Genomic DNA, 21,177 nt, shown 5'->3' with positions numbered 1-21,177 from the left:
GCGTGATGTAAGCGGCGCGTCATCGATGAATGACGGGCGAATTACGGCTGGTAACCGGCGGCGTTGACGTCGCCGAGGTCTCCCTCGTCCGGTTCGGCGACTGTCAGTACTGCGTCCACCACAGCTCTGTTGGCTTCCAACTCACGCTCCAGCCGCCGGAGCGTGTGCGCGATGCGTGATTCTGCGAAATCACCGACGAGATCGACACTCGCCACCACGTAGAGCTGTTTGGGACCGACGAACTCGATGCGAACGAACCGGACCGACGCCACGTCGGGAAGTTCCTCGATCCGCTGCACCACCGCGTTCCATAATGCTCTCGATCCCGGTTCGCCGGTGAGGAATCGGCGGTTTCGATCGATGAGTACGAACGCGACGATTCCGAGCAGCACACCCACCAGAATCGAGCCGATGGCGTCGAAGGCGGCGTTACCGGTGAGCTGATGCAATCCGATTCCGGCACCGGCGATGACGATGCCGATCAGTGCGGCACTGTCCTCGGCGAACACTGCGCGCAGTGTCGGATCCGAGGTCTCGAGCGCGTAATCGAGAAAGTCTCTGTGGTACTCGGCGGCCTCGCCGCGAATCTGTCGAACCGATTGCAGAAACGAGACTCCCTCGAGCAGAAATGCGATGCCGAGCACCACGTATGCGACGAGGTAGTTCTCGCTGCTCGATTCGCCGGCGAACAGCGAGGTGATGCCGTGCCACACCGACACGGCCGCACCGGCGACGAAGAGTCCGACCGCTGCGAGAGTCGACCAGAAGTAGGTCTCGCGCCCGTACCCGAGTGGCCGTCGATCGTCCGGTCCGCGCGATCCTCGACGATTGGCGACGAGCAGGAATATCTCGTTCCCGGTATCGGCCCAGGAGTGCGCAGCCTCGGCAACCATCGACGCAGATCCGGTGAACACGGCCGCGAACGTCTTCGCGATCGCGACGCCGAGGTTGGCGACGAAAGCGATGACCACGGTGCGCAGGCTCTCGTCACCCTCGACGTGGTCGGACTTCGGTGCGCTCTTCATCGTTCGCACTGTATGCGCTCCGCGCAGTGGTGCGGTTGAGTGCCGCCTGGGGCTCTCAGCCGCACCACTGCCGCAGGCATTCAGCCCTGGAGCATCCCTGGTACGGGACATGCATCGACGGCCTCGGCGACCACCAGCGGATCGTCGGGGATCTCCGGCCGTCGGCCTTCTTCCCAGTCGACGCCCACGAGCGGTGGGTGCTCGGCGAGGATATCGTTCTCCTCGGCGGTGTACGCACGTCCGCGGCTGAGGAAGCGCACTCCCTCGGGCGATTCGAGCGAGAACCCACCGCCGCGGCCGGGAACCACGTCGAGCACGAGTTGCGTGTGCTTCCACGCCTGGAACTGAGACCCCGAAATCCATACCGGTACACCGTCGCTCCCGCTCGGGAGATCCTGTGGGACCTCGCCGACCCCGAGCCTGAGGTCGATGTACCCCAGAAGAACGTCCCGGTCGCCGACGATGAATTCGCCTGCGGGATAACACATCGGCGACGACCCGTCACAGCATCCCCCGGACTGATGCATCATCAGTTCGCCGTGGATACCGCCGAGGCGACGGAGCAGGTCCATCGCCTCGACGGTGGTCTTCAGCCGCGCAGGCGGCCGAGGGGCATTCATCAGAAGAAGCCCTGTGCCTTCTGCGCGTAGCTGACCAACAGGTTCTTGGTCTGCTGGTAATGATCGAGCATCATCTTGTGGTTCTCGCGGCCGATACCCGACTGCTTGTAACCACCGAAGGCCGCGTGCGCGGGGTACTGGTGATACGTGTTGGTCCACACACGACCGGCCTGGATATCGCGGCCGGCGCGGTAGGCAATGCCGCCGTCCCGCGACCAGACGCCTGCGCCGAGCCCGTACAGGGTGTCGTTGGCGATCTCGATGGCGTTGTCGTAGTCGGTGAACGACGTGACCGAGACGACCGGGCCGAAGATCTCTTCCTGGAAGATGCGCATGTTGTTCTTGCCGGTGAAGATCGTGGGCTGCATGTAGTAGCCGCCGTTGAGGTCGCCGCCCAGCTGTGCGCGCTCGCCGCCGGTGACGACCTGTGCGCCCTCGCCCTTGCCGATCTCGATGTACGACAGGATCTTTTGGAGCTGATCGTTCGAGGCCTGTGCGCCGATCATGGTCTCGGTGTCGAGCGGATCTCCCTGTCGCACAGCCTTGGTACGGATGGCTGCGAGGGCGAGGAACTCGTCGAAGATGTCGGCCTGGATCAGCGAGCGCGACGGGCAGGTGCACACTTCACCCTGGTTGAGGGCGAACATCGTGAAGCCCTCCAGCGCCTTGTCCTGGTAGTCGTCGTTGGCCTGCAGCACGTCGGAGAAGAAGACGTTGGGGCTCTTGCCACCGAGCTCGAGGGTCACCGGGATCAAGTTCTGCGACGCGTACTGCATGATCAGGCGGCCGGTGGTGGTCTCGCCGGTGAACGCGATCTTGGAGATACGCGGGCTCGATGCCAGCGGCTTGCCTGCCTCGACGCCGAATCCGTTGACGATGTTGAGCACGCCCGCAGGCAGCAGATCGCCGATGATCGAGATCAGGTGCAGGATCGACGCGGGGGTCTGCTCGGCGGGCTTGAGCACCACAGCGTTACCGGCGGCGAGGGCGGGGGCGAGCTTCCACACGGCCATGAGGATCGGGAAGTTCCACGGGATGATCTGCCCGACGACGCCGAGCGGCTCGTGGAAGTGGTAAGCGACTGTGTCGCTGTCGATTTCGGAGAGCGATCCCTCCTGCGCGCGGATGCAGCCGGCGAAGTATCGGAAGTGATCGATGGCCAGCGGGATGTCGGCGTTCAGTGTTTCGCGGATCGGCTTGCCGTTGTCCCAGGACTCCGCCAGCGCGATGGACTCGAGATTGTCGGCGATGCGGTCGGCGATCTTGTTCAGGATCACGGCACGCTCGGCCGCGGAGGTCTTGCCCCATGCGGGGGCTGCGGCATGTGCGGCGTCGAGCGCGAGCTCGATGTCCTCGGACGTGGAACGGGCGACCTCGCAGAAGTTCTCACCGGTGACGGGAGTCGGGTTCTCGAAGTACTGGCCCTTGACCGGCGGTACCCACTCGCCGCCGATCCAGTTGTCGTAGCGCGACTGGAACGACATGACGGAATCGGCGGTACCTGGACGGGCGTAGACGGACATTGAAAATCCTCCTGATCGACACGTGCTTCACAGTTGATGCGGTGTGTGATTCAGGACACTAGGGCTTGCAACGTTGCAACTACGTTGCCGATTCCGAGGACGGCCTGGAGCGACCGGTTCCTCAGATGCCGAGATCGCGGTCGAGAAGGTCGATACGCGCACTGACCTGCCCATAGAGCGCGGAGTCGCGGCTGAGCGTGGCCCGGTACGCCTCCCATGCGATGACGTCCGTGCGCCCGTGGATGGACGAGGTCCACTGCGCCAGCAGCACCGGATCTCCGAGTCGGAGCAATGCGGCCTGCATCCGAGACCGCAGTTCCTCGCGGATCTCCTCGATTCCCGGCGCGGACGACCCGGGAAGCACCGGGCCCGAATAGATGCGCAGAGCAGCGTCGACGTCGCCTCGATCCAGGGCTCGTCGGATATCGCCGACGTCGGAGGACAACTCGCCGACCAGCCGGTAGGGCCGCGATGCCAGGCCCGCAGTACCGAAGGCCTTGCGCAGCCTCGACATCTCGGCGCGAATGGTGACCGAGTCGAGTTCCTGCTCGTCGAGCAGTACGGCGAGGTGGTCGGAGCTCAGGCCTTCGGGATGCTCACCGAGCAGAAGCAGAATTTCGGCGTGCCGCTGAGAGAGCGGTATCCGGCCGGATCCGCGCACCACTCCCGGCCGTCCCGATCCCAGGACCTCGAGCCGGGGAGCTGTGTCGCCCAACGATTTCGGCGAGTTCATCAGATGCAGGCGCAGCTCGGATTCAGCAGCGGCGACCGTTGCGCGCACCAACGAGAGCACCTCGGGCACCGCTACCCGCGGGCCACCGGTGATGTCGATGGCACCCAGGATGTGACCACTGGTGGGGTGGTGCACCGGTGCCGCCGAGCAGCTCCACTCGTGCACCGACCGCGAGAAGTGCTCGGATGCGAAGATCTGCACGCTGTGATCGACCGCGAGCGCAGTGCCGGGGGCGTTGGTGCCTTTGCTCTCCTCGCTCCAATCGACCCCCTCGGCGAAGTCCATCGCGAGTGCTCGGTCCTTGGCCGCGGAATCACCCTCGACCCACAGCAGGCGTCCCTCGGCATCGGAAATCGCAACGAGCAAACCGGTGTCGGACGCGTCCTCGACCAGAAGCTTTCGAATCACCGGGCGGATGATGGCCATCGGGTGTCCGTTGCGGTAGCGCTCGAGGTCCGCACCGGTCAGCGCAGGAGTGTCGTTGCCACCGTCCGGGTCGACACCCTTGGTTCGGCTGCGCATCCACGAATCGAGAACGACGGACCGGACGGCCGAACCGTGGGTACGAACATCGTCGACGAAAGATTGATGGGCACTGGACATCTGGCGCGCGAGCACAGCGACGTCCTCGCCGGGGCGCACTGCGACCCAGGGGTTGCCACCACTGTCCGATCGGCTTGCCATTCGACGCTTCCTCCGTGACCTGTCCACATCGTTGTAACCCAGCTCACACGCAAGGATACAGCCGTGGCCGACGCGCGCGGCCGTGGCCGGTTGCGCCGACCCCCAGTGCCTACTTCTTCTTGACGGCCGTGGTGATGATGTCGTTGCTGGTGTCACCACTCGATTTGGCCCGCTTGTCTGCGCGCTTGTCCTTGAGCGATTTGCCGGATTTCTTGGTCATCGTGTTGCGGGGCGATTTGTCCGACATGGCAGTAACCCATCTATCGGGGAACCTGAACGGTCCCCAGACCACGAACGCTACGCCTACACGCCCCACCGTGGTCTGCAACAGTCACCGGTCATTGCGCCTGGTCCCCTCCCATCAACGCCGCGGCGCGCTCGGCGAACATGATCGCCGTCGCATGCGGGCCGCGGCTGGGCACCACCGGGAACGCCGAAGTATCGATCACGAAGACTCCGTCCACTCCCCGCACGCGACAGTGATCGTCGAGCACCGACCCCGGATCCGACTCGGGACCCATCCTGGCGCTACCGGACAGGTGCAACGACGTGCCCAGTGCCGCGAAAGGGTCGTCGGTCGCAGGGACTTCAGCGCAGGCCATGGACGGCGATGCGATCAGATCTCGCACCAGTGCGACGCCACCTCGCATCGCCTGCCGATCACCCTCCGATTCGAGATAGCGGTAGCGCACGTCCGGAGCCTCGAACGGATCCGTGCTGCGCAGCGCGATGCTCCCTCGCGCCGTCGAGCGCATGAGGCCGACACCGAACACGTGCGGACCTGCGGGGAGCCCGGAAATGAGTCGGTCGAATCTTCTGGTGTAGGGCCTGATCTCCACGTCGCCCGCATGCAGCACCGCTTCCAGAGCACGAGATGCCGTCGGGAATTCGTTCGTCGTGACGACGGGAACGGCAACCTCGGGATGGTCACTGAAACCCTGGCCGACTCCCGGACTGTCGGCGATGACCGAAACACCCAGCGCAGCAGAACTTTCCGACGGTCCTACGCCGGATCGAAGCAGCAGGGCGGGCGTCTGCACCGCGCCGGCCGAGATGACAACGGTGTCGGACTCGACGACACTGCGTACACCGTCGGCGATGATCTCGACCCCGATCACCTTGCTTCCCTTGAATATCAACGACGCGACCGTCGTATTCCCCTGTACCCGAAGGTTCTTCTTTCCGACAACTGGCAACAGATATGCCAGAGCAGCACTTACGCGGACCCCGTCACGGATATTCGAGGGCACGACGCCCACTCCCCCCACGGCCGCGTCGGGAGCATTCAGGTCCTCGTGGAACAGAAAGCCCGCGTTCGTCGCGGCCTCAACGAATGCTGCCGTCACGGGATGTCGGTCCTGCACGCGAGTGCGCGAGACCGGCATCGGTCCGCGGGAACCGTGCCACTGCCCGGTCGCCCCGACGTCGAGATCGGTTTCGGAGCCGATGTAGAACGGCAACACCTGATCGAAGGACCACACCGACTGCGGCCAGGCGTCGAAGTCACCCGGCGTGGCGCGGACGAAGTAACCGCCGTTCACTGCGCCGGAGCCCCCCAGCACCCGGCCCCGCGCGATCGTCCGAGACACGTCCGCCGCGAGTTCGGCCGCATAGGTGCCCACCCATTCGCTCCCGGGACCGATGGGAAGCGTCGACGCGTCGAGCAAAGCCGCCGGAACGTCGGCGACGCCGGAGAACGCAGGCCCGGCTTCGAGCAACAGCACCGACCGATCCGGATTCTCACTGAGCCTCGACGCAACGACGCAGCCGCAGGATCCGCCTCCCACGACGATGACGTCCGCGTGCTCGATTCCGATCACTCCGTCTGCGGGGCGGGCCCGGCTCGCACCGCGTCAGCCGTCCAGGCGAGGCTTGAGCGCGTCCATGCTGCGCGCGGACAGTGCACCGCGCCACAGGCCTGCGCCGTACGCAACATCATCGGCACGTTTGTAGAACGCATACCGCACCGGGTCGAGGCCGCCGAGTTCCCGATGCTTGTACCAATCCGAAAACGCCTCTGCAACAGCCAATCCCAGCGCTATTCTACGAATACGACTCGACAGCAGCACAGCGAGCAGGGTGATCGGCCAATAGTGTCGACACAGGGCCGACGCCAACTGCCACAACCCCGCCACGAAACCCTCGGCAGCGAGAATGGCCGCGATCCGCGTGGGCTGATCCAGACCGACGAACATCTTGCGCAGGCGGACGATCGTGACACCGAGTGTGGCGGCGGCACCGACGAGTCCGATCCTCGTCAGACTCGCGGCGAGCAGACATGCGACCAACGTCCACGGCGACATTGCGATGGGCGGCACCATTCCCGGATGACGTGCCGACAACGGTGTGGCACCGGTCCCGTAGAACAGCTTGCGGGCGAACCACTCGACGAAGGTGACGCGATGCTCGTGCGCGACGTGAGCGACCGGTTCGTAGCGCAGTCGCCAACCCGCCTCCTGCAGCCGCCAGCACAGGTCCACGTCCTCGGCCACGTGCATCGACTCGTCGAATCCCTCGCAGTCCATCGCCACCGACCGACGAATCAGCATTGCCGCACTGGGCACGTAGGAGACCGAGCTGCCTGCGCGTACCGCTGCTTCCCTGCGACCGAGATCGAGGGACGAGCGCGCATGTTCGTACCGGGCCAGGGCGCTGCCCTCGGGCTCCAGCGCGACGATTCGGGGTGCCACCAGCGCCACGGCCGGATCCGAGAAGTGTCCCAGCATCACCTCGAGCCATCCCTTGCGCGGAACGACGTCCGAGTCCAGGAAAGCCACAAAATCTGTTGTGGCACATCGCAATCCCGTGTTTCGCGCCGCAGCGGGTCCGCGCGAGTGCTCGTGTCGGAGCACCGTCACGCTGCCCACACTCCACGAGACCCGCGGCACTGCGACCGGAACATCCGACCCGTCGTCGACGATGATGACGTGCAGACCGTGGAGTGCGGCGATCAAGCGCTCCAACCCGGCCTCGTTGTTCTTGAGCGGTACGACCACGGTGACGTCGCTCGGCGACGGGATCGACATAGGGCGCGGGTTCCCGACACCCGAGTCGAGCAGTTTGCGAGCGACGAGAGCGGACTGCGAGTCGGTCACTTCGATGAAACCGTCACCGATCATCGCCGCTGCCGTCGGTGCCAGCTTGAGCATGCGTGTCGGTGAACCACCGATCAGGACTCGTCCTTCGGAGAATGTGCGTACGCGTGGATCGACTCGCACCCCGAAGCCGTCAGGCAACCGACCTTCACCCATCAGGAGATCGTAAGCGGACGAGACGCCGAAGTGTCGGCCACCCGTGAAATCGGACGGAACATACCCATGCCCCGTTTTTCCGGAATCGTCGGACGGCTCCTCAGCAGGCATTCCATCGAGCTCGTTCATGTGATCACTCCGTGCTCGGAGGGACTCCATCTCTGCACAGCATCGCCGGCGCGGGTGCAGAGCTGCTCGAACATCCGACGCCCCTCCTCCGGATCGGACCCGGTGGGATCACCGAGCACCCCGTTCGCAGTGATCGGTGCCATGCCGTCGACGCGAAGCGCAGGCAACAGATCGGCGATGTCGGCTACATTGCCCACCTCGGCCTTGCTCATGTTCACCACCTCGGGCGAAAGGTGCAGCAGCAACGACGTTTCGGTGCGCCCGGCGTGAGCATCTGCTCCCGGTATCGCGCACGGAAACCACACGACGTCGCGGCCCTCGTAGCGCAGCAGCAGTACGGCAGAGCGCACGGTGGGGCCGTTGCCTCCGTGTCCGTTGACGAACACCACTCGCTCGGCCCAGCGGCACGCGGAACGCCCGTACTCCACCAGAACCGATTCGAGAGCTGCGGCCCCGATCGACACGGTGCCGGGAAATCCCTCGTGCTCGCCACTGGCTCCGTACGCGATCGCGGGGGCCACGAGAGCATCCGCGATGGTGTGCGCCACGGCGGTTGCGATACGAGTGTCGGTATCGAGCGGGAGGTGCGGACCGTGCTGCTCGATCGAGCCGACCGGCACCACCAGGGTGCGAGACCCGTCGAGGTCCGGCCAGTACTGCGTACCGAGGGGGTCCGTGGCCATGAGTGCAGATGCTATCGGATGGAACGAGGACGTCACGCCGCCGAAACACTGCGACGATAATCTTCGATTCGTGCCACCCCGTCGCCGATCCGTATTGCTCTCGCAATTGTCGATATCGGCACCCGGCGGCCCGCAACCGACAATTCTGCAAGAGTTACGCCGAGTCATTCTTGCCGGCGATGCGCCGCCGAATACGCCGATTCCACTCAATGAAGTAGCGGAACTCTTCGGGGTGAGCAGAATTCCGGTGCGCGAATCCCTCAAGACACTCATCGGCGAGGGACTGGTCGATCATCGACCGAATCTGGGCTACACGGTTGCGCAGTTGACCGCAGCCGAACTTCGCGAAATGTACATCGTGCGAGAGGTATTGGAGACGGCTGCACTACCGTCCGCAGTCGAGCTCGCCACCGAGGCCGACCGGGCCCACATCGTCGAGATCAATCGTCAACTCGAGGCCTCGCTTGCCCAGGACGACTCGCGAGAATATCACCGCCTCTCGCGTGAGTTCCACCTGTCCCTGACCCGTCCGTCCCGCATGCATCGATTGCTGCACATGCTCGAATCCGCCTGGAACATCACCGAACCCGTGCAACCCATGGTGCATGTCGCCGGGTCGGACAGGGCTTCGCTGCACAGCGATCACGCCGAAATGCTCGCGGCATTTCTGGCCGGCGATTCCGCTGGCTTGCTGCGTGCCGCGCAGCATCACCACACGCGTCTCAATTCGGTCATTTCGACGCTGTCGAACGATCATGGGTTGTTCGCCGATCCGTCGTCGGAATAGGGCCACAGGAACGACCGGAAAAGATACGGGAGTGGAGCCTGCAGGAACGACCGGAAAAGATACGGGAGTGGAGCCTGCAGGAACGACCGAAAAGATATATCGCTCTCGTCACGAGTGCGCAACACTTCGCCGCTAACTTTTCCTCATTCGCTCGTTCACCTCCTTCGTTCGTCTCATACGCCATGCCGTCAGGAGCATCGATGACAGATACAGCGCACGGTCCCGCTCAAACGGGAGATCTCGTGGAAGCCGCGGGCCACCCCGTCGGTGGTGGACTGATCAAGGACACCTATGACCCACGGCTGACCAACGAGGATCTCGCTCCGCTGAAGAAGCAGACCTGGACCTCGTACAACCTCTTCGCCTTCTGGATGTCGGACGTGCACTCGGTCGGCGGTTACGTGACGGCGGGCAGCCTGTTCGCGCTCGGGCTGGCCAGTTGGCAGGTGCTGATCGCGTTGCTAGTCGGCATCACGATCGTCTACTTCTTCTGCAATCTGGTCGCCAAGCCGAGCCAGGTGACGGGGGTTCCGTATCCGGTCATCTGCCGCAGCGTTTTCGGAGTGCTCGGTGCCAACATCCCGGCGATCATCCGTGGCCTGATCGCGGTGGCCTGGTACGGCATCCAGACATTCTTGGCATCGGCTGCCCTCGACATCGTGCTGATCAAGCTGTTCCCGTCTCTGGCTCCGTACGCCGTCACCGCGGACTACGGTTTCGCCGGACTGTCGCTGCTCGGTTGGGCGAGTTTTCTGTTCCTCTGGGTCGTTCAGGCTGCGGTGTTCTGGCGCGGGATGGAGTCGATCCGCAAGTTCATCGACTTCTGCGGCCCTGCCGTCTACGTCGTCATGTTCATGCTGTGCGGCTACCTGATCTGGAAAGCCGGCTGGGGCGCAATCGATCTCACCCTCGGCGATGTCGAGTACACCGGCTTCAGCGCCGTTCCCGTCATGCTGGGAGCCATTGCGCTCGTCGTCTCGTACTTCTCCGGTCCGATGCTCAACTTCGGTGACTTCTCTCGGTACGGAAAGTCCTACGCTGCCGTCAAGAAGGGCAACTTCCTCGGTCTGCCGGTCAACTTCCTGGTGTTCTCCATCCTCGTTGTCGTCACCGCCTCGCTGACTCTGCCGGTGTTCGGCGAGCTGATCACCGACCCTGTCGAGACGGTCGCCCGCATCGACAGCACCTTCGCCATCGTCCTCGGTGCCCTCACCTTCGCCATCGCGACGGTCGGCATCAACATCGTCGCCAACTTCATCGCTCCGGCTTTCGACTTCTCCAACGTCAGCCCGCAACGCATCAGCTGGCGCGCCGGTGGCATGATCGCCGCAGTCGGTTCGGTACTGATCACCCCGTGGAACCTGTACAACAATCCCGAGGTCATCCACCTGACGCTCGAGACCCTCGGCGCGTTCATCGGGCCTCTGTTCGGAATCCTGATCGCCGACTACTACCTGATCCGTAAGCAGCACGTGGCGGTCGACGAACTCTTCTCGATGTCCAAGACCGGCCTGTACTGGTACTCGAAGGGCTACAACCCGGCGGCGGTGTACGCGACCGTCGCGGGCGCAGCGGTGGCGATGTTCACCGTGCTGTTCAACGGAGCCGTCGACGGCCTGGAGATCGCCGGTATGTCCACGGCGTCGAAGTACAGCTGGTTCATCGGCTGCGGCATCGGATTCGCCACGTACTACTTCCTTGCGACGCGAACCAAGCTGGCTGTCACCAACTTCGACGTTCCAGCGAAGGCATAGGATCTCTTCCGTGCTCATCAAGGTCATCAATCCGAACACCACCAGTTCGATGACCGCAACGATCGGTGACTGTGCCCGGGCCGTGGTCGGCCCGGGCACGGTCGTCGACGCGGTCAGCCCCGCGATGGGGCCCGTTTCGATCGAGAGCCATGTCGACGAAGCCCTCAGCGTCCCAGGAATTCTCGCCGAGATCGCCAGTGGCGAGGCCGAGGGGGTCGACGGCTACGTCATCGCCTGCTTCGGTGATCCCGGCATCGACGCGGCTCGCGAACTCGCGGCCGGGCCGGTCATCGGTATCGCCGAGGCGGCCATGCACGCCGCGAGCTTCCTGGGCCGAGGCTTCAGCGTCGTCACCACACTCGGACGCACCGTCGGGCGTGCCCAGGATCTGGCGAACCACTACGGCTTCGGACGCCACTGCCTCGGCATCCACGCGTGCGACCTGCCGGTCCTCGATCTCGAGACGGACCCCGACGCCCGCAAGATCGTCACCGAGGCGTGTCGCATCGCAGTGGAGACGGACGGTAGCGATGCCGTGGTCCTCGGATGTGCGGGGATGGCCGATCTGTGCCAACACATTTCGGCCGAGATCGGCGTACCGGTGGTCGACGGCGTCGCCGCGGGAACACTGTTCGTGCAGTCACTGGTCTCGCTGGGACTGGGTACCGGAAAGCGCGGCGAATTCGCCGCTCCGCCGCCCAAGCGCTACACCGGGATGCTGGTGGGATTCAGCCGACCGATCCCTGATCCTTAGCCCTGGCTCCGCGGTCGATCAGGTCTCGCACAACTGCCGATACGGCACCCCGGGCAGGTAGCGGTCCCATTCGGCTTCGGTGACCACCGAGCCCCCGGATTCGCACAGGCGACTGCGGACCTCGTCCGGCTCGGTCTGCCACATGCGGAGGTCGCGGGCCGAGCCACCGCCGAAGAGCACCTGTCCGCCCGCGCCGAACACCGCGGTGTAGACACGCTGGCCGTACGCGGTGAGTGCGGCATACTCCTCGGGTGCGTAGCGGTCCCCCACGTTCCACAGCCAGAGCGTCGATCCCCCCTCACCGGCGGCCAGCCGCGTACCGGATCGATCGAACGAGAGCGACCAGATCGGGCTGGACGGTCCGACGATGCGCGAGAGGTGCTGTGGGTTGTCCGGATTCTCCATGTCCCACAGTCGAATCGAGCGATCAGCACTGCCTGCGGCGAGTGTTCGCCCGTCCGGTGAGATGGCCACGGCCTGCACGTCACTTCCGAAACCGCCCAACGTGGTCCTTCGACGCGGATCGGTGGGGTCGGAGATGTCCCACAGTTCGACCACGCCACCGACACTGGCGATGACGAGTACCGAACCGTCGGGTGACAGCGCCATACCCGCGGGGTAGTTACCCGCCTCCAGGGTCGACAACGCTCGCGGGGTCGTTGGGTCGGCCAGCGACCACAACGACACGTCGTTCGAGTTCTGGCCGGAGACGACCAGAAGGGTTCCCGTTCCGTCGAAGACCAGCCCCGCAGTCAAGCTGGTCGTTGCCTCCCGAATGCCACCGAGGGCGACCGGATCGGTGAGATCGGTTGTGTCCCAAAGCTGAAATCCACCGGTGGTGATACCCACAGCAGCACGGGTGCCGTCTGCGGTCAGTGCTACCGCCCCCGTCTGCTGGGCACCGTCGCCGATCACCAACGGTGCCGACGCCACCGGATGCTCCACATCCGTGACGTCCCAGACGATCGTGGCCGGGGCTCGGCTGCCGGCACCGACGAGCATCCGGGTGTCCGACGCACCGATGGGGTTCTGATAGATCGTGTCGCCGGCATCGACCAGGGCCGGTCCAGGAAGTGGCCAGATCCGCGTGATGCCATCGCCACTGGCCGTCACGATCGACGAGCGATCCGGTGAGAACGCGAGCGAAGTGACCTCGATGGGGCCGGGCAGTGTCCGCTGCAGCGTTCCCGAGTCGGCGTCCCACACCTTCGTGGTGTTGTCCGAACTCGCCGCAGCGATCAACACCCCGTCCCCGCTGAACGCGACGTCGTTGACGTAACTGGTGAATCCCGTCAACGCCGGTAGTGCAGTCAGCCGACCGCCGTCGACCGCCCAGCGTAGAACCTCGCGACCGGTGGTACCCGCGATCAACGTGGTGCCGTCGGGAGAGAATGCCAGCTGTAGCGCGGTGTAGGTCGATCCGTCCGAGGGGACGTCGAGCAGCGGAACGACAGGGGCTGCTGGAGACGCGGTCAGTCGGGTCGCGTCCCACAGCCGCATCGCGCGCCCGGCACCGACCGTCACGAGGAAGCGGCCGTCGGGACTGAATTCCGTCGCTGTCGGCGAACCAGGTTGAGAGACTTCACCTATGGTGCGCGGCGCGGTGGGATCTGCAACGTCGAGGAGAGGCAGTGTGTCATCTCGGGTTCCGACGAGGAGCAGCCGGCCGTCGGGAGAGTACGACAGGCTCCGCACGCCCGTGGCGTCGGTGTACGACAACAACATCGGTGCCGACGGGTTCGCCACATCCCACAGCTCGACGCCGTACGATCCTCCCACAGCGAGCACGCTCCCCTGCGGATCGAACGTCAACACCCGGGCGTCACGCAACACAATTTCACCGAGCTTCGCGTGCCCGTCTGCGAGCGACCACATCCGTACGTGTCCGTCGGAACCGGCTGTCGCCACGATGTTTCCGCGCGGGTCGACCGCGGTCACCGCCCCGCCCTCTACGCCGAGCAGCCGCACAGGAGTATGGATCGCGGACGAGTCGAGCAGTGACGATCGTGCCTCCGCCGTCGGGTCCACCTCGTACGACGCCAATGCGAAGTATGCCGCCAGCCCGGGATCTCGAGTCCTCAATTGCCCTGCCAAGCCGGCGATCTGACGTGAGACAGCCTCTGCCTCCGCGCGCTCGGCCTCGACCCGTCGGTTGTTCGCGTCCGACCGAGCAACGAACGCGGTCACTGCCAGTGTCACAGCCAGTACGGTCAGCAGCGCGAGTGCAGTGACGAGCGTTTCGAGGGTGCGTCGTCGACGTCGGTCGCTTCGGTTCTGTTGCTCGATTCGGTTCGCACTCGCGTCGAGGTAGCGCCTCTCCACCGAGTTGAGATCTCGCCGACGTACCGGACCGAGGGATTCCTGCACCAGCGCCAACCTCGATTCCGGCAGCAACGAACCGTCGTCGCGATCGTTGTTCTCCCACAGTTCTGCGGCCTGGGTGAGTCGACGGTGCTCGACGAGCCACTGACGATCGTCGTCGAGCCACTCGCGCAGCCGCTGCCACGCCGTCAGCAACGCCTCGTGGGTGATCTGGACGGTCTCTTCTCCGACGGTCAGCAGTCTGCGTGCGGCAAACCGTTCGACGACGATGTCGACGTCGGTGACCGCGACCGCGTTCTCGTCTCCGTTGAACAGCTCCACGCGATCGACGCGGCGACGAGTGACGACCTCGTCGTCGAGATTGACCAACCGCATGAAGATGCGCCGTGTCTCGCGCTGCTGTTCGGCGGTCAAAGCCGAGAACACTTCCTCGGCGCTCTGCCCCACGGCACCGCCGATCCCGCCGGTTGCTAGGTAGTCCGAGACAGTCAACGTTCTGCCGCTCGACACCTGCCACGTGGTGAGCAGGGCATGGGACAGCAGCGGCAGGGCACCGGAGTCGTGGGCGAACTGCGATCCGCGTGGACCCAATTCGCCGACCAAGACCTGCACGAGGGCGGCCTCGACGGAGACACCCGCCTTCGCGGCAGGCGACACGATGACCTCCCGCAGTTGTGACTCGGTGAGACGTCCGACAACCACCGGGTTGTCGGACAGGCCGGCGAGCAGCGCGTCCTCGGACACGGCGTTCTGGTAGAAATCCGCCCGCAGTCCGACCACGAGAACCGACCCCGCGCTCGGCAACGCCGCTGCCGCACGCAGAAAGTTCTCGCGCTCGAGCGGTGTCGCCAGTGTCCACAACTCCTCGGCCTGATCGAGGACGAGAACCGATCCCGGCGCAAAGGATTCGGCTCGCTCGGGGAAGGCACGAATATCGCCGACGCCGGAATGGACTTCCGAACCGGTAAATCTCGATGCCAGCCCGGCACGCAGGAGCGAGGACTTACCGGAGCCCGAAGCACCGACGACGAACACGATGCCTCCACCGGAGCCGAGGGCTTCCCGGACGCGCGTGCTCAGACGCTCGATCACGTCGTCACGTCCGAAGAACCACTCTGCATCGGCCGGCTCGAACGCCTCGAGACCCTTGTACGGAGGGTCGCCCTTCGCCGGATCGACGGTCCGCCTGCCCGGGATCGACCGCACCCTCGACACCGCGTCCCACCACAGGGCGCGCTCGTCCTCGTCGGCTACGCCGCATGCGATCAGTACGGCAGCGAACATTTCGGCGCTGGCTTTGGTCGGGACGTGATGTCCGGAGAACCAGCCACTGATGGTGCCGTGCAAGCCACCGGAACGCTCGACGATCTCTCGGACCGTGGCACCCGCCTCGGTCCGGATCGCACGCAATGCTGCCGCGAATTCCGTGCGGTCCGTGATCGACGAAGGATCCGGACGGTCGATGGTCATGAGCGAGAACTATAGAACCGGGAAAACCTCGATAGTGGCACTCGAGCGTCGCGCTGAGCTGCACGAACAGCAAATGATGCGTTTGAATGACGCTCGTACGGAGTCCGTGGCCGTCCGTATTGACCTTGTACGGACATGCTCGTTCAGCTGGATCCGCGACGAAGTCCAGTCGACGATGGACGGTGTGGTCGGGGCAAGTGGACACTCCAGGGGGGAAATTTTCGTGCTCGAACGAACGCTGGCATCGGCGGTGCATCACCCGTTCCGAAGGCCGGCACAGCGGGGACCCGATGCAGTCCCGACACCGCTCGAGCCTCGCCACCGCAAGCCTGCGTTGAGCGCCCGCGAGATCGAGGTCATGCTCGCCTGGTTCGCCTCCGACTCGAAAACGGTCGCAGCTCGGTCCGTCTACATCTCGGTGGGCACGATCAACACCCACATCACCCGCATCCGGCAGAAATACGCGGCGGTGGGACGCAGCGCGCCGACGAAGGCCGCCCTGTTCGCTCGCGCACTACAGGACGGCCACACTCACCTGTCCGAATGGTGACTGTCGATTCGTCCCCCTGTGGCGGCGGTGACGTCGAATCGGCCCCTCGGTTCTGGATCCCGGACTCCGATCGGCGTCGGTTATCCCAGACCGGGGAGCTGATTCGCCGGCGTGAAGCCAGTTGGCACCAGGACATCCGACGGTGACAGTTCGTGGACCGACGTGCGACCGAGACCGAGTACGGCGGAGTCCAGGCCGCCGCGCAGGATGTCGAGGACGTTCTCCACTCCGGCCTGACCGTTCGCCGCAAGACCCCACAGATACGCTCGCCCGATCAGCACGGCCCGCGCACCGAGCGCGAGTGCCTTCGCCACGTCACTTCCCCGACGCACACCACCGTCGAGGGTGATCTCTACCTGATCGCCCACCGCCTCGGCGATCGCCGGCAACACCCGAATCGACGCCGGAGAACCGTCGAGATTGTTACCACCGTGATTGGACACCGAAACTGCGGTGACGCCTGCGTCCACGGCCCGCAGTGCGTCGTCGACCCGCGAAATACCCTTGAGCATGAACGGCCCGTCCCACTGCTCGCGCAACCACGCGATGTCATCCCATGTGGGCAGCGGGGTCGCCTTCCACTCTCGATAAGCAGCGAAGAACGTCGGCGCAGGCCCATCGGGCGGCGCGAGGTTCGGGGCAGTCAGATCAGGGAACGCGCCCGACCGCGCCCACTGCGTCAGCCACCGTGGCCGACACAGCGCTTCCGGTGCGAACCGGATCATCGCCCTCGGATCGAGGCGTTCGGGAATCACCGGGCTACCCCAGTCACGGCCCTCCGAGAACGACCAGTCCATCGTCAGAATCAGCCCGACCGCGCCTGCATCACGTGCACGCTGAAGCATGTGCAGCAACAACTCTCGTGAACCGGCCCAGTGCAGCTGAAAGAACGTCCGTGGGTTGGCCGCGACGACCTCTTCGATCGGTTTGCTCGCGAACAACGACAACCCCATCGAAATCCCCCGCGCCGCAGCAGCTCTGGCGACGGCGACCTCACCGTCCGGGTGTACCGCCTGCACACCCGTCGGGGAGATCATTACCGGGAACGCCAGCGGTTGCCCCATCAGCGTGGTCGACAACTCACGGGTGTCCGACAACCCTGCCACGTGTGGGGCGAACCCGAGTTCGGCGAACGCGGCGGTGTTGTCACGACTGGTCAGCCCCTGTTCGGAACCTGCTACCAGAGCCGAGTACACCGACGGTGGGAGACGCTTCCGTGCTCGCCGCTGCGCTTCTGCAACGGTCTCGAACCACACGCCCTCGCTCAGACCCCGAGCTTCCGGTCGAACCCGGGCGGCATGACGACATCCGACGGCGAAAGATCGTGTACCGAGGTGTGTCCGAGTCCGAGGACGGCGGAATCGACTCCGCCGCGCAGAATGTCGAGCACGTTCTCCACACCGGCCTGACCGCCGGCCGACAGACCCCACAGGTACGCCCGCCCGATGAGCACCGCACGCGCACCGAGTGCCAGCGCCTTCACCACGTCGCTGCCGCGTCGGATTCCGCCGTCGAGAGTGATCTCGATCTGATCGCCCACGGCCTCGGCGATCGCAGGCAACGCCCGGATCGGTGCCGGGGTGCCGTCGAGATTGTTACCACCATGATTGGAGACGGAAATAGCCGACACGCCCGCGTCGACGGCTCGTTTGGCGTCGTCGACCCGCATCACTCCCTTGAGCATGAACGGCCCACCCCACTGCTCACGCAGCCACGCCACGTCCTCCCACGTCGGCAACGGGGTGCCCATCCATTCGCCGTACGCACCGAAGAACGTCGGCGCAGGACCGCCGGTGGGTGGCGTCAGGTTCGGGGTCGTCAGGTCGGGAATCTTGCCGGTCTTGGCGAACTCCCACAACCACTTCGGTCGCATGATGCCCTCGGGGGCGAATTGCACCATTGCCTTGAGGTCCATCTTCTCCGGAATCGACGGGCTGCCCCAATCACGGCCGTTGGAGAACGACCAGTCCAGGGTCATGATCAATCCGACGGCCCCCGCGGCGCGTGCCCGCTCCATCCGCTGCAGCAGGATCTCGCGCGAGCCCACCCAGTACATCTGGAAGAACGTCTGCGGATTCGCCGCAGCGACCTCCTCGACGGACTTGCTGGCGAACGAGGACAATCCGATCGGAATGCCCCGCGCTGCAGCAGCTCTCGCGACGGCTACCTCACCGTCGGGATGCACCGCCTGGACACCCGTCGGGGAGATCATCACCGGGAACGACAGGGGTTGCCCCATCACCGTCGTCGACAAGTCCCGCTTGTCCGACAGACCGGCAACGTGCGGGGCGAACCCCAGTTCACCGAATGCTGCCATGTTGTCGTCGATCGTCAACCCGCGCTCGGACCCCGCCACGAGTGCGGCATACACGGACTTCGGTAGACGTTTCTTCGCTCGCCGTTGCGCTTCGGCAACGGTCTCGAACCACGCACTCTTGGCCATCAGTGTTCCTGTTCCATTCCTGCGAGCGGGTTCTCGTCGCAGATCTTCGCCGGGGGGCGCATCATCAGCGTGAGCGGCACCGACTTTCGTGGGGTCTTGCGCTGCCCGGTACGGGAATGGTCGACGCTGGACTTCGGGATCTCCCCCGCCGCCGCCAACGCCATTTCGCCGTTACCGATGACGCATTCGGGATCCGGACCGTCCATGGGCAGGCCAGTGAAGAATTTCGCCGCCATGCAGCCACCGCGGCACGCATCGAAATGAGCACACTTGGTGCATGCACCCGAAGTCTGCGGAGACCTCAACTCCTGGAACAATTCCGAAGTCTGCCAGACGGATTGGAACCCGCCCATGCCGTCTTTGGCGTCTCGCACGATGTTGCCGGCGAGGAAGTTCTCGTGGATGGCGAAGGGGCATGCGTACACGTCGCCGATCGGGTCGATCAGACACACCACACGCCCGGCACCGCACAGGTTCAGTCCGGGCAGAGCATCACCGAATGCCGACAGGTGGAAGAACGAATCACCGGTCAACACTCCCTCACCGTTCGCGACGAGCCAGTTGTAGAGCTCTCGCTGCTGCCCCGCCGTCGGATGCAGATCGTCCCAGACATCCGCGCCACGTCCCGACGGCCGAAGCCGCGTGATGCGTAGTGTCGCAGCGTATTTGTCGGCCAAGGCCTTGAAGTCGTCGAGCTGAGAAACGTTGTGCCGGGTGACGACCACCGAGATCTTCGCGTCCCGGAAGCCCGCCTCCTTCAGATTCTCCAATGCACGGCAGGCCATGTCGAACGAGCCCGGCCCGCGGACCGCATCGTTGACCTCTGCCGTCGCGCCGTCGATGGAGATCTGCACATCCACGTAATCCGACGCAGCCAAACGCGCCGCGACCTTCTTGTCGATCTTGACCCCGTTGGTGGAGAACTTCACCCCCACCTGATGCGCAGTCGCATAGTCGACGAGCTCCCAGAAGTCCGACCGCACCGTCGGCTCACCGCCACCGATGTTGACGTAGAACACCTGCATCTTCTGCAGCTCGTCGATGATCGACTTGCACTGCTCGGTACTGAGTTCGCGCGGGTCACGGCGACCCGACGAGGACAGGCAGTGCACGCAGGAAAGGTTGCAGGCGTAGGTCAACTCCCACGTCAGACAGATGGGGGCGTCGAGTCCGAGTTCGAATTGATCGACCAGTTTTCCTACCGGAGCTGGTCTTTCGAGGGTGGAGGTCATGGGCGGAAGTCCTCTTCTGCGATAGGTCAGGGCTTTACGGGCGAGTGATCATGTTCGAGCGGGCCAGCGTCGCGAGTGCCGTGACATACGGCGCCGACTGCGACTCGGTGATCCCCGCAGCCGCAATCGCCGACCGCATATCCGGGTGGTCGGGCAGCGATTCGATGATCGCCACGATCGTGCGGTTCTTCAGGAACGAGAGCTTGCGAGTTCCGAAGTGGTAGAGCAGCGCCCCGAACGACTCCGGCCGCAACGCCACCTGCGGATGCAGAATCCACCGCACATCCAGGTCCAACTCGTCGAGGTCCGCGCGCACCGCAGTGGTCATGATCAGTACACGCCGCACATGCCGTCGATGGATACTTCCTCGACCAACGACTCTTCGACCAGATCGGATTCGACGACTGCCGTATCGACTACAGCGTTCTCGTTGTTCTTCGACATCGGAAACCTCCTGAGGTTGTTCGGACCACAATCGGAGTCGACAGTGGCTTGGGTCACCAACATAATGACACTGAGTGCAGAAAACCAGAGAATGGAAAGAAGAAAATGGTCAGGAGCGCAAAACCGTCCAGTCAGCCAGGTAGGCGCCCGTCCACAACGCGGGGCGAGCTGAGCGATCTCGGAATCGAACTGTTCGCCGCCAAGGGATTCGAGGAGACCAGCGTCGACGACATAGCCGATGCCGCGGGCATCGCTCGACGCACGTTCTTTCGCTACTTCCCGTCCAAGAACGCAGTTCCCTGGGGCGATTTCGACGCTCAACTCACGGCATTGAGGACGCATCTGAACGACCTGCCCGGCAACGTCGGACTCGCGGACGGATTGCACTCGGCCCTGTTGCAGTTCAACACATTCCCCGAGGAAGAAGCCGCCGTTCACCGTCAGCGCATGGCACTCATCCTGGGAAATCCAGCACTGCAGAGCTACTCGATGGTGATGTACGAGGGCTGGCGTCAGGTCATCGCCGAATACGTGGCAGCTCGGACGAACTCCGACCCCGGCGACCATCTTCCGCGCACCGTCGGATGGATGCTCTTGGGGGTGGCGATCTCGGCGTACGAGCATTGGCTGATCGACGAGAACAACAGCCTTCCCGAGCTTCTGACGGCAGGAGCGTCGGTTCTCTTCACCGGTGTCGGTCCGCTTCGAGCGCCCAGCGACACTGCCGAAAGCCGACTGGACGGAGAGCGCATCGAGTGAGCACTGGAAAAAAA

19 protein-coding genes are annotated in these 21,177 nt (G+C 64.5%); 5 read left to right on the top strand and 14 right to left on the bottom strand.

Annotation, left to right across the window (positions count from 1 at the left end):
* Positions 1-41 precede the first annotated feature (41 nt).
* From R4P47_RS02520 to mftE, 8 genes are all read right to left on the bottom strand, one after another.
* Positions 42-1,025, bottom strand: coding sequence for a cation transporter (locus R4P47_RS02520; protein WP_317784003.1), 984 nt, complete (start codon positions 1,023-1,025; stop codon positions 42-44).
* A gap of 80 nt (positions 1,026-1,105) precedes the next feature.
* Complete coding sequence (locus R4P47_RS02515) at positions 1,106-1,645, bottom strand: DUF779 domain-containing protein (protein ID WP_300514581.1); 540 nt, start codon at positions 1,643-1,645, stop codon at positions 1,106-1,108.
* Complete coding sequence (locus R4P47_RS02510) at positions 1,645-3,168, bottom strand: aldehyde dehydrogenase family protein (RefSeq protein ID WP_068051492.1); 1,524 nt, start codon at positions 3,166-3,168, stop codon at positions 1,645-1,647. The genes R4P47_RS02515 and R4P47_RS02510 overlap by 1 nt, the downstream gene beginning before the upstream one ends.
* Before the next feature lie 121 nt (positions 3,169-3,289).
* The gene (locus tag R4P47_RS02505) at positions 3,290-4,585 is read right to left on the bottom strand and encodes a transcriptional regulator (protein WP_068051494.1); all 1,296 of its coding nucleotides are present in this window, start codon (positions 4,583-4,585) and stop codon (positions 3,290-3,292) included.
* A 109-nt stretch (positions 4,586-4,694) separates the two neighbouring features.
* Positions 4,695-4,832, bottom strand: a complete 138-nt coding sequence (locus R4P47_RS02500; RefSeq protein WP_176460347.1) for a hypothetical protein — start codon at positions 4,830-4,832, stop codon at positions 4,695-4,697.
* A 91-nt stretch (positions 4,833-4,923) separates the two neighbouring features.
* On the bottom strand, positions 4,924-6,405 hold the full coding sequence (gene mftG / locus R4P47_RS02495; RefSeq protein ID WP_411567280.1) for a mycofactocin system GMC family oxidoreductase MftG: 1,482 nt from the start codon (positions 6,403-6,405) through the stop codon (positions 4,924-4,926).
* 33 nt (positions 6,406-6,438) lie between these two features.
* Positions 6,439-7,836 carry a mycofactocin biosynthesis glycosyltransferase MftF gene (mftF, locus tag R4P47_RS02490; protein WP_317547794.1) on the bottom strand — a complete coding sequence of 466 codons (1,398 nt, stop codon included), beginning with the start codon at positions 7,834-7,836 and terminating at the stop codon, positions 6,439-6,441.
* A gap of 125 nt (positions 7,837-7,961) precedes the next feature.
* Positions 7,962-8,648: a mycofactocin biosynthesis peptidyl-dipeptidase MftE gene (gene mftE, locus R4P47_RS02485; RefSeq protein WP_317784002.1), complete on the bottom strand. Its 687-nt coding sequence runs from the start codon at positions 8,646-8,648 to the stop codon at positions 7,962-7,964.
* A 70-nt stretch (positions 8,649-8,718) separates the two neighbouring features.
* Here mftE and R4P47_RS02480 point away from each other — a divergent pair, with 70 nt between their 5' ends.
* From R4P47_RS02480 to R4P47_RS02470, 3 genes are all read left to right on the top strand, one after another.
* Positions 8,719-9,435 carry a GntR family transcriptional regulator gene (locus R4P47_RS02480; RefSeq protein ID WP_300514642.1) on the top strand — a complete coding sequence of 239 codons (717 nt, stop codon included), beginning with the start codon at positions 8,719-8,721 and terminating at the stop codon, positions 9,433-9,435.
* A 200-nt stretch (positions 9,436-9,635) separates the two neighbouring features.
* On the top strand, positions 9,636-11,189 hold the full coding sequence (locus R4P47_RS02475; protein ID WP_149405318.1) for an NCS1 family nucleobase:cation symporter-1: 1,554 nt from the start codon (positions 9,636-9,638) through the stop codon (positions 11,187-11,189).
* A gap of 10 nt (positions 11,190-11,199) precedes the next feature.
* Positions 11,200-11,943 (top strand): aspartate/glutamate racemase family protein, encoded by a 744-nt coding sequence (locus R4P47_RS02470; protein ID WP_317547416.1) that lies wholly within the window; start codon positions 11,200-11,202, stop codon positions 11,941-11,943.
* Between the two features lie 18 nt (positions 11,944-11,961).
* On the opposite strand, the gene R4P47_RS02465 is transcribed toward R4P47_RS02470, so the two are convergent.
* The gene (locus tag R4P47_RS02465; RefSeq protein WP_317784001.1) at positions 11,962-15,735 is read right to left on the bottom strand and encodes a WD40 repeat domain-containing protein; all 3,774 of its coding nucleotides are present in this window, start codon (positions 15,733-15,735) and stop codon (positions 11,962-11,964) included.
* Between the two features lie 223 nt (positions 15,736-15,958).
* On the opposite strand from R4P47_RS02465, the gene R4P47_RS02460 reads away from it, so the two are divergent.
* On the top strand, positions 15,959-16,285 hold the full coding sequence (locus R4P47_RS02460; RefSeq protein WP_317784000.1) for a LuxR C-terminal-related transcriptional regulator: 327 nt from the start codon (positions 15,959-15,961) through the stop codon (positions 16,283-16,285).
* An 80-nt stretch (positions 16,286-16,365) separates the two neighbouring features.
* Here R4P47_RS02460 and mftD (R4P47_RS02455) read toward each other — a convergent pair whose 3' ends face one another.
* The 5 genes from mftD (R4P47_RS02455) to mftA are packed head-to-tail and all read right to left on the bottom strand — an operon-like array spanning position 16,366 to position 20,404.
* A complete protein-coding gene (gene mftD, locus R4P47_RS02455; RefSeq protein WP_317784071.1) occupies positions 16,366-17,553 on the bottom strand; it encodes a pre-mycofactocin synthase MftD in 1,188 nt (395 codons plus the stop codon).
* Positions 17,550-18,728, bottom strand: coding sequence for a pre-mycofactocin synthase MftD (gene mftD / locus R4P47_RS02450; protein ID WP_317783999.1), 1,179 nt, complete (start codon positions 18,726-18,728; stop codon positions 17,550-17,552). Before mftD (R4P47_RS02450) ends, mftD (R4P47_RS02455) begins: the two co-directional genes overlap by 4 nt.
* The gene (mftC, locus tag R4P47_RS02445; RefSeq protein WP_037188381.1) at positions 18,728-19,960 is read right to left on the bottom strand and encodes a mycofactocin radical SAM maturase; all 1,233 of its coding nucleotides are present in this window, start codon (positions 19,958-19,960) and stop codon (positions 18,728-18,730) included. Before mftC ends, mftD (R4P47_RS02450) begins: the two co-directional genes overlap by 1 nt.
* 34 nt (positions 19,961-19,994) lie before the next feature.
* A complete protein-coding gene (gene mftB / locus R4P47_RS02440; RefSeq protein WP_300514547.1) occupies positions 19,995-20,288 on the bottom strand; it encodes a mycofactocin biosynthesis chaperone MftB in 294 nt (97 codons plus the stop codon).
* A gap of 2 nt (positions 20,289-20,290) precedes the next feature.
* Positions 20,291-20,404, bottom strand: coding sequence for a mycofactocin precursor MftA (gene mftA, locus R4P47_RS02435; protein ID WP_094639111.1), 114 nt, complete (start codon positions 20,402-20,404; stop codon positions 20,291-20,293).
* A gap of 105 nt (positions 20,405-20,509) precedes the next feature.
* Between mftA and mftR the strand changes: the two genes are divergently transcribed.
* Entirely contained in the window at positions 20,510-21,163 is a 654-nt protein-coding gene (mftR, locus tag R4P47_RS02430; protein WP_317783998.1) for a mycofactocin system transcriptional regulator, read from the top strand.
* The last annotated feature ends 14 nt before the right edge of the window (positions 21,164-21,177 follow it).

The sequence above is a fragment of the Rhodococcus sp. IEGM 1370 genome (genome assembly GCF_033142325.1).
In the GTDB taxonomy this organism is placed as follows: domain Bacteria; phylum Actinomycetota; class Actinomycetes; order Mycobacteriales; family Mycobacteriaceae; genus Rhodococcoides.
This window is presented reverse-complemented; position numbering and strand designations above follow the sequence as displayed.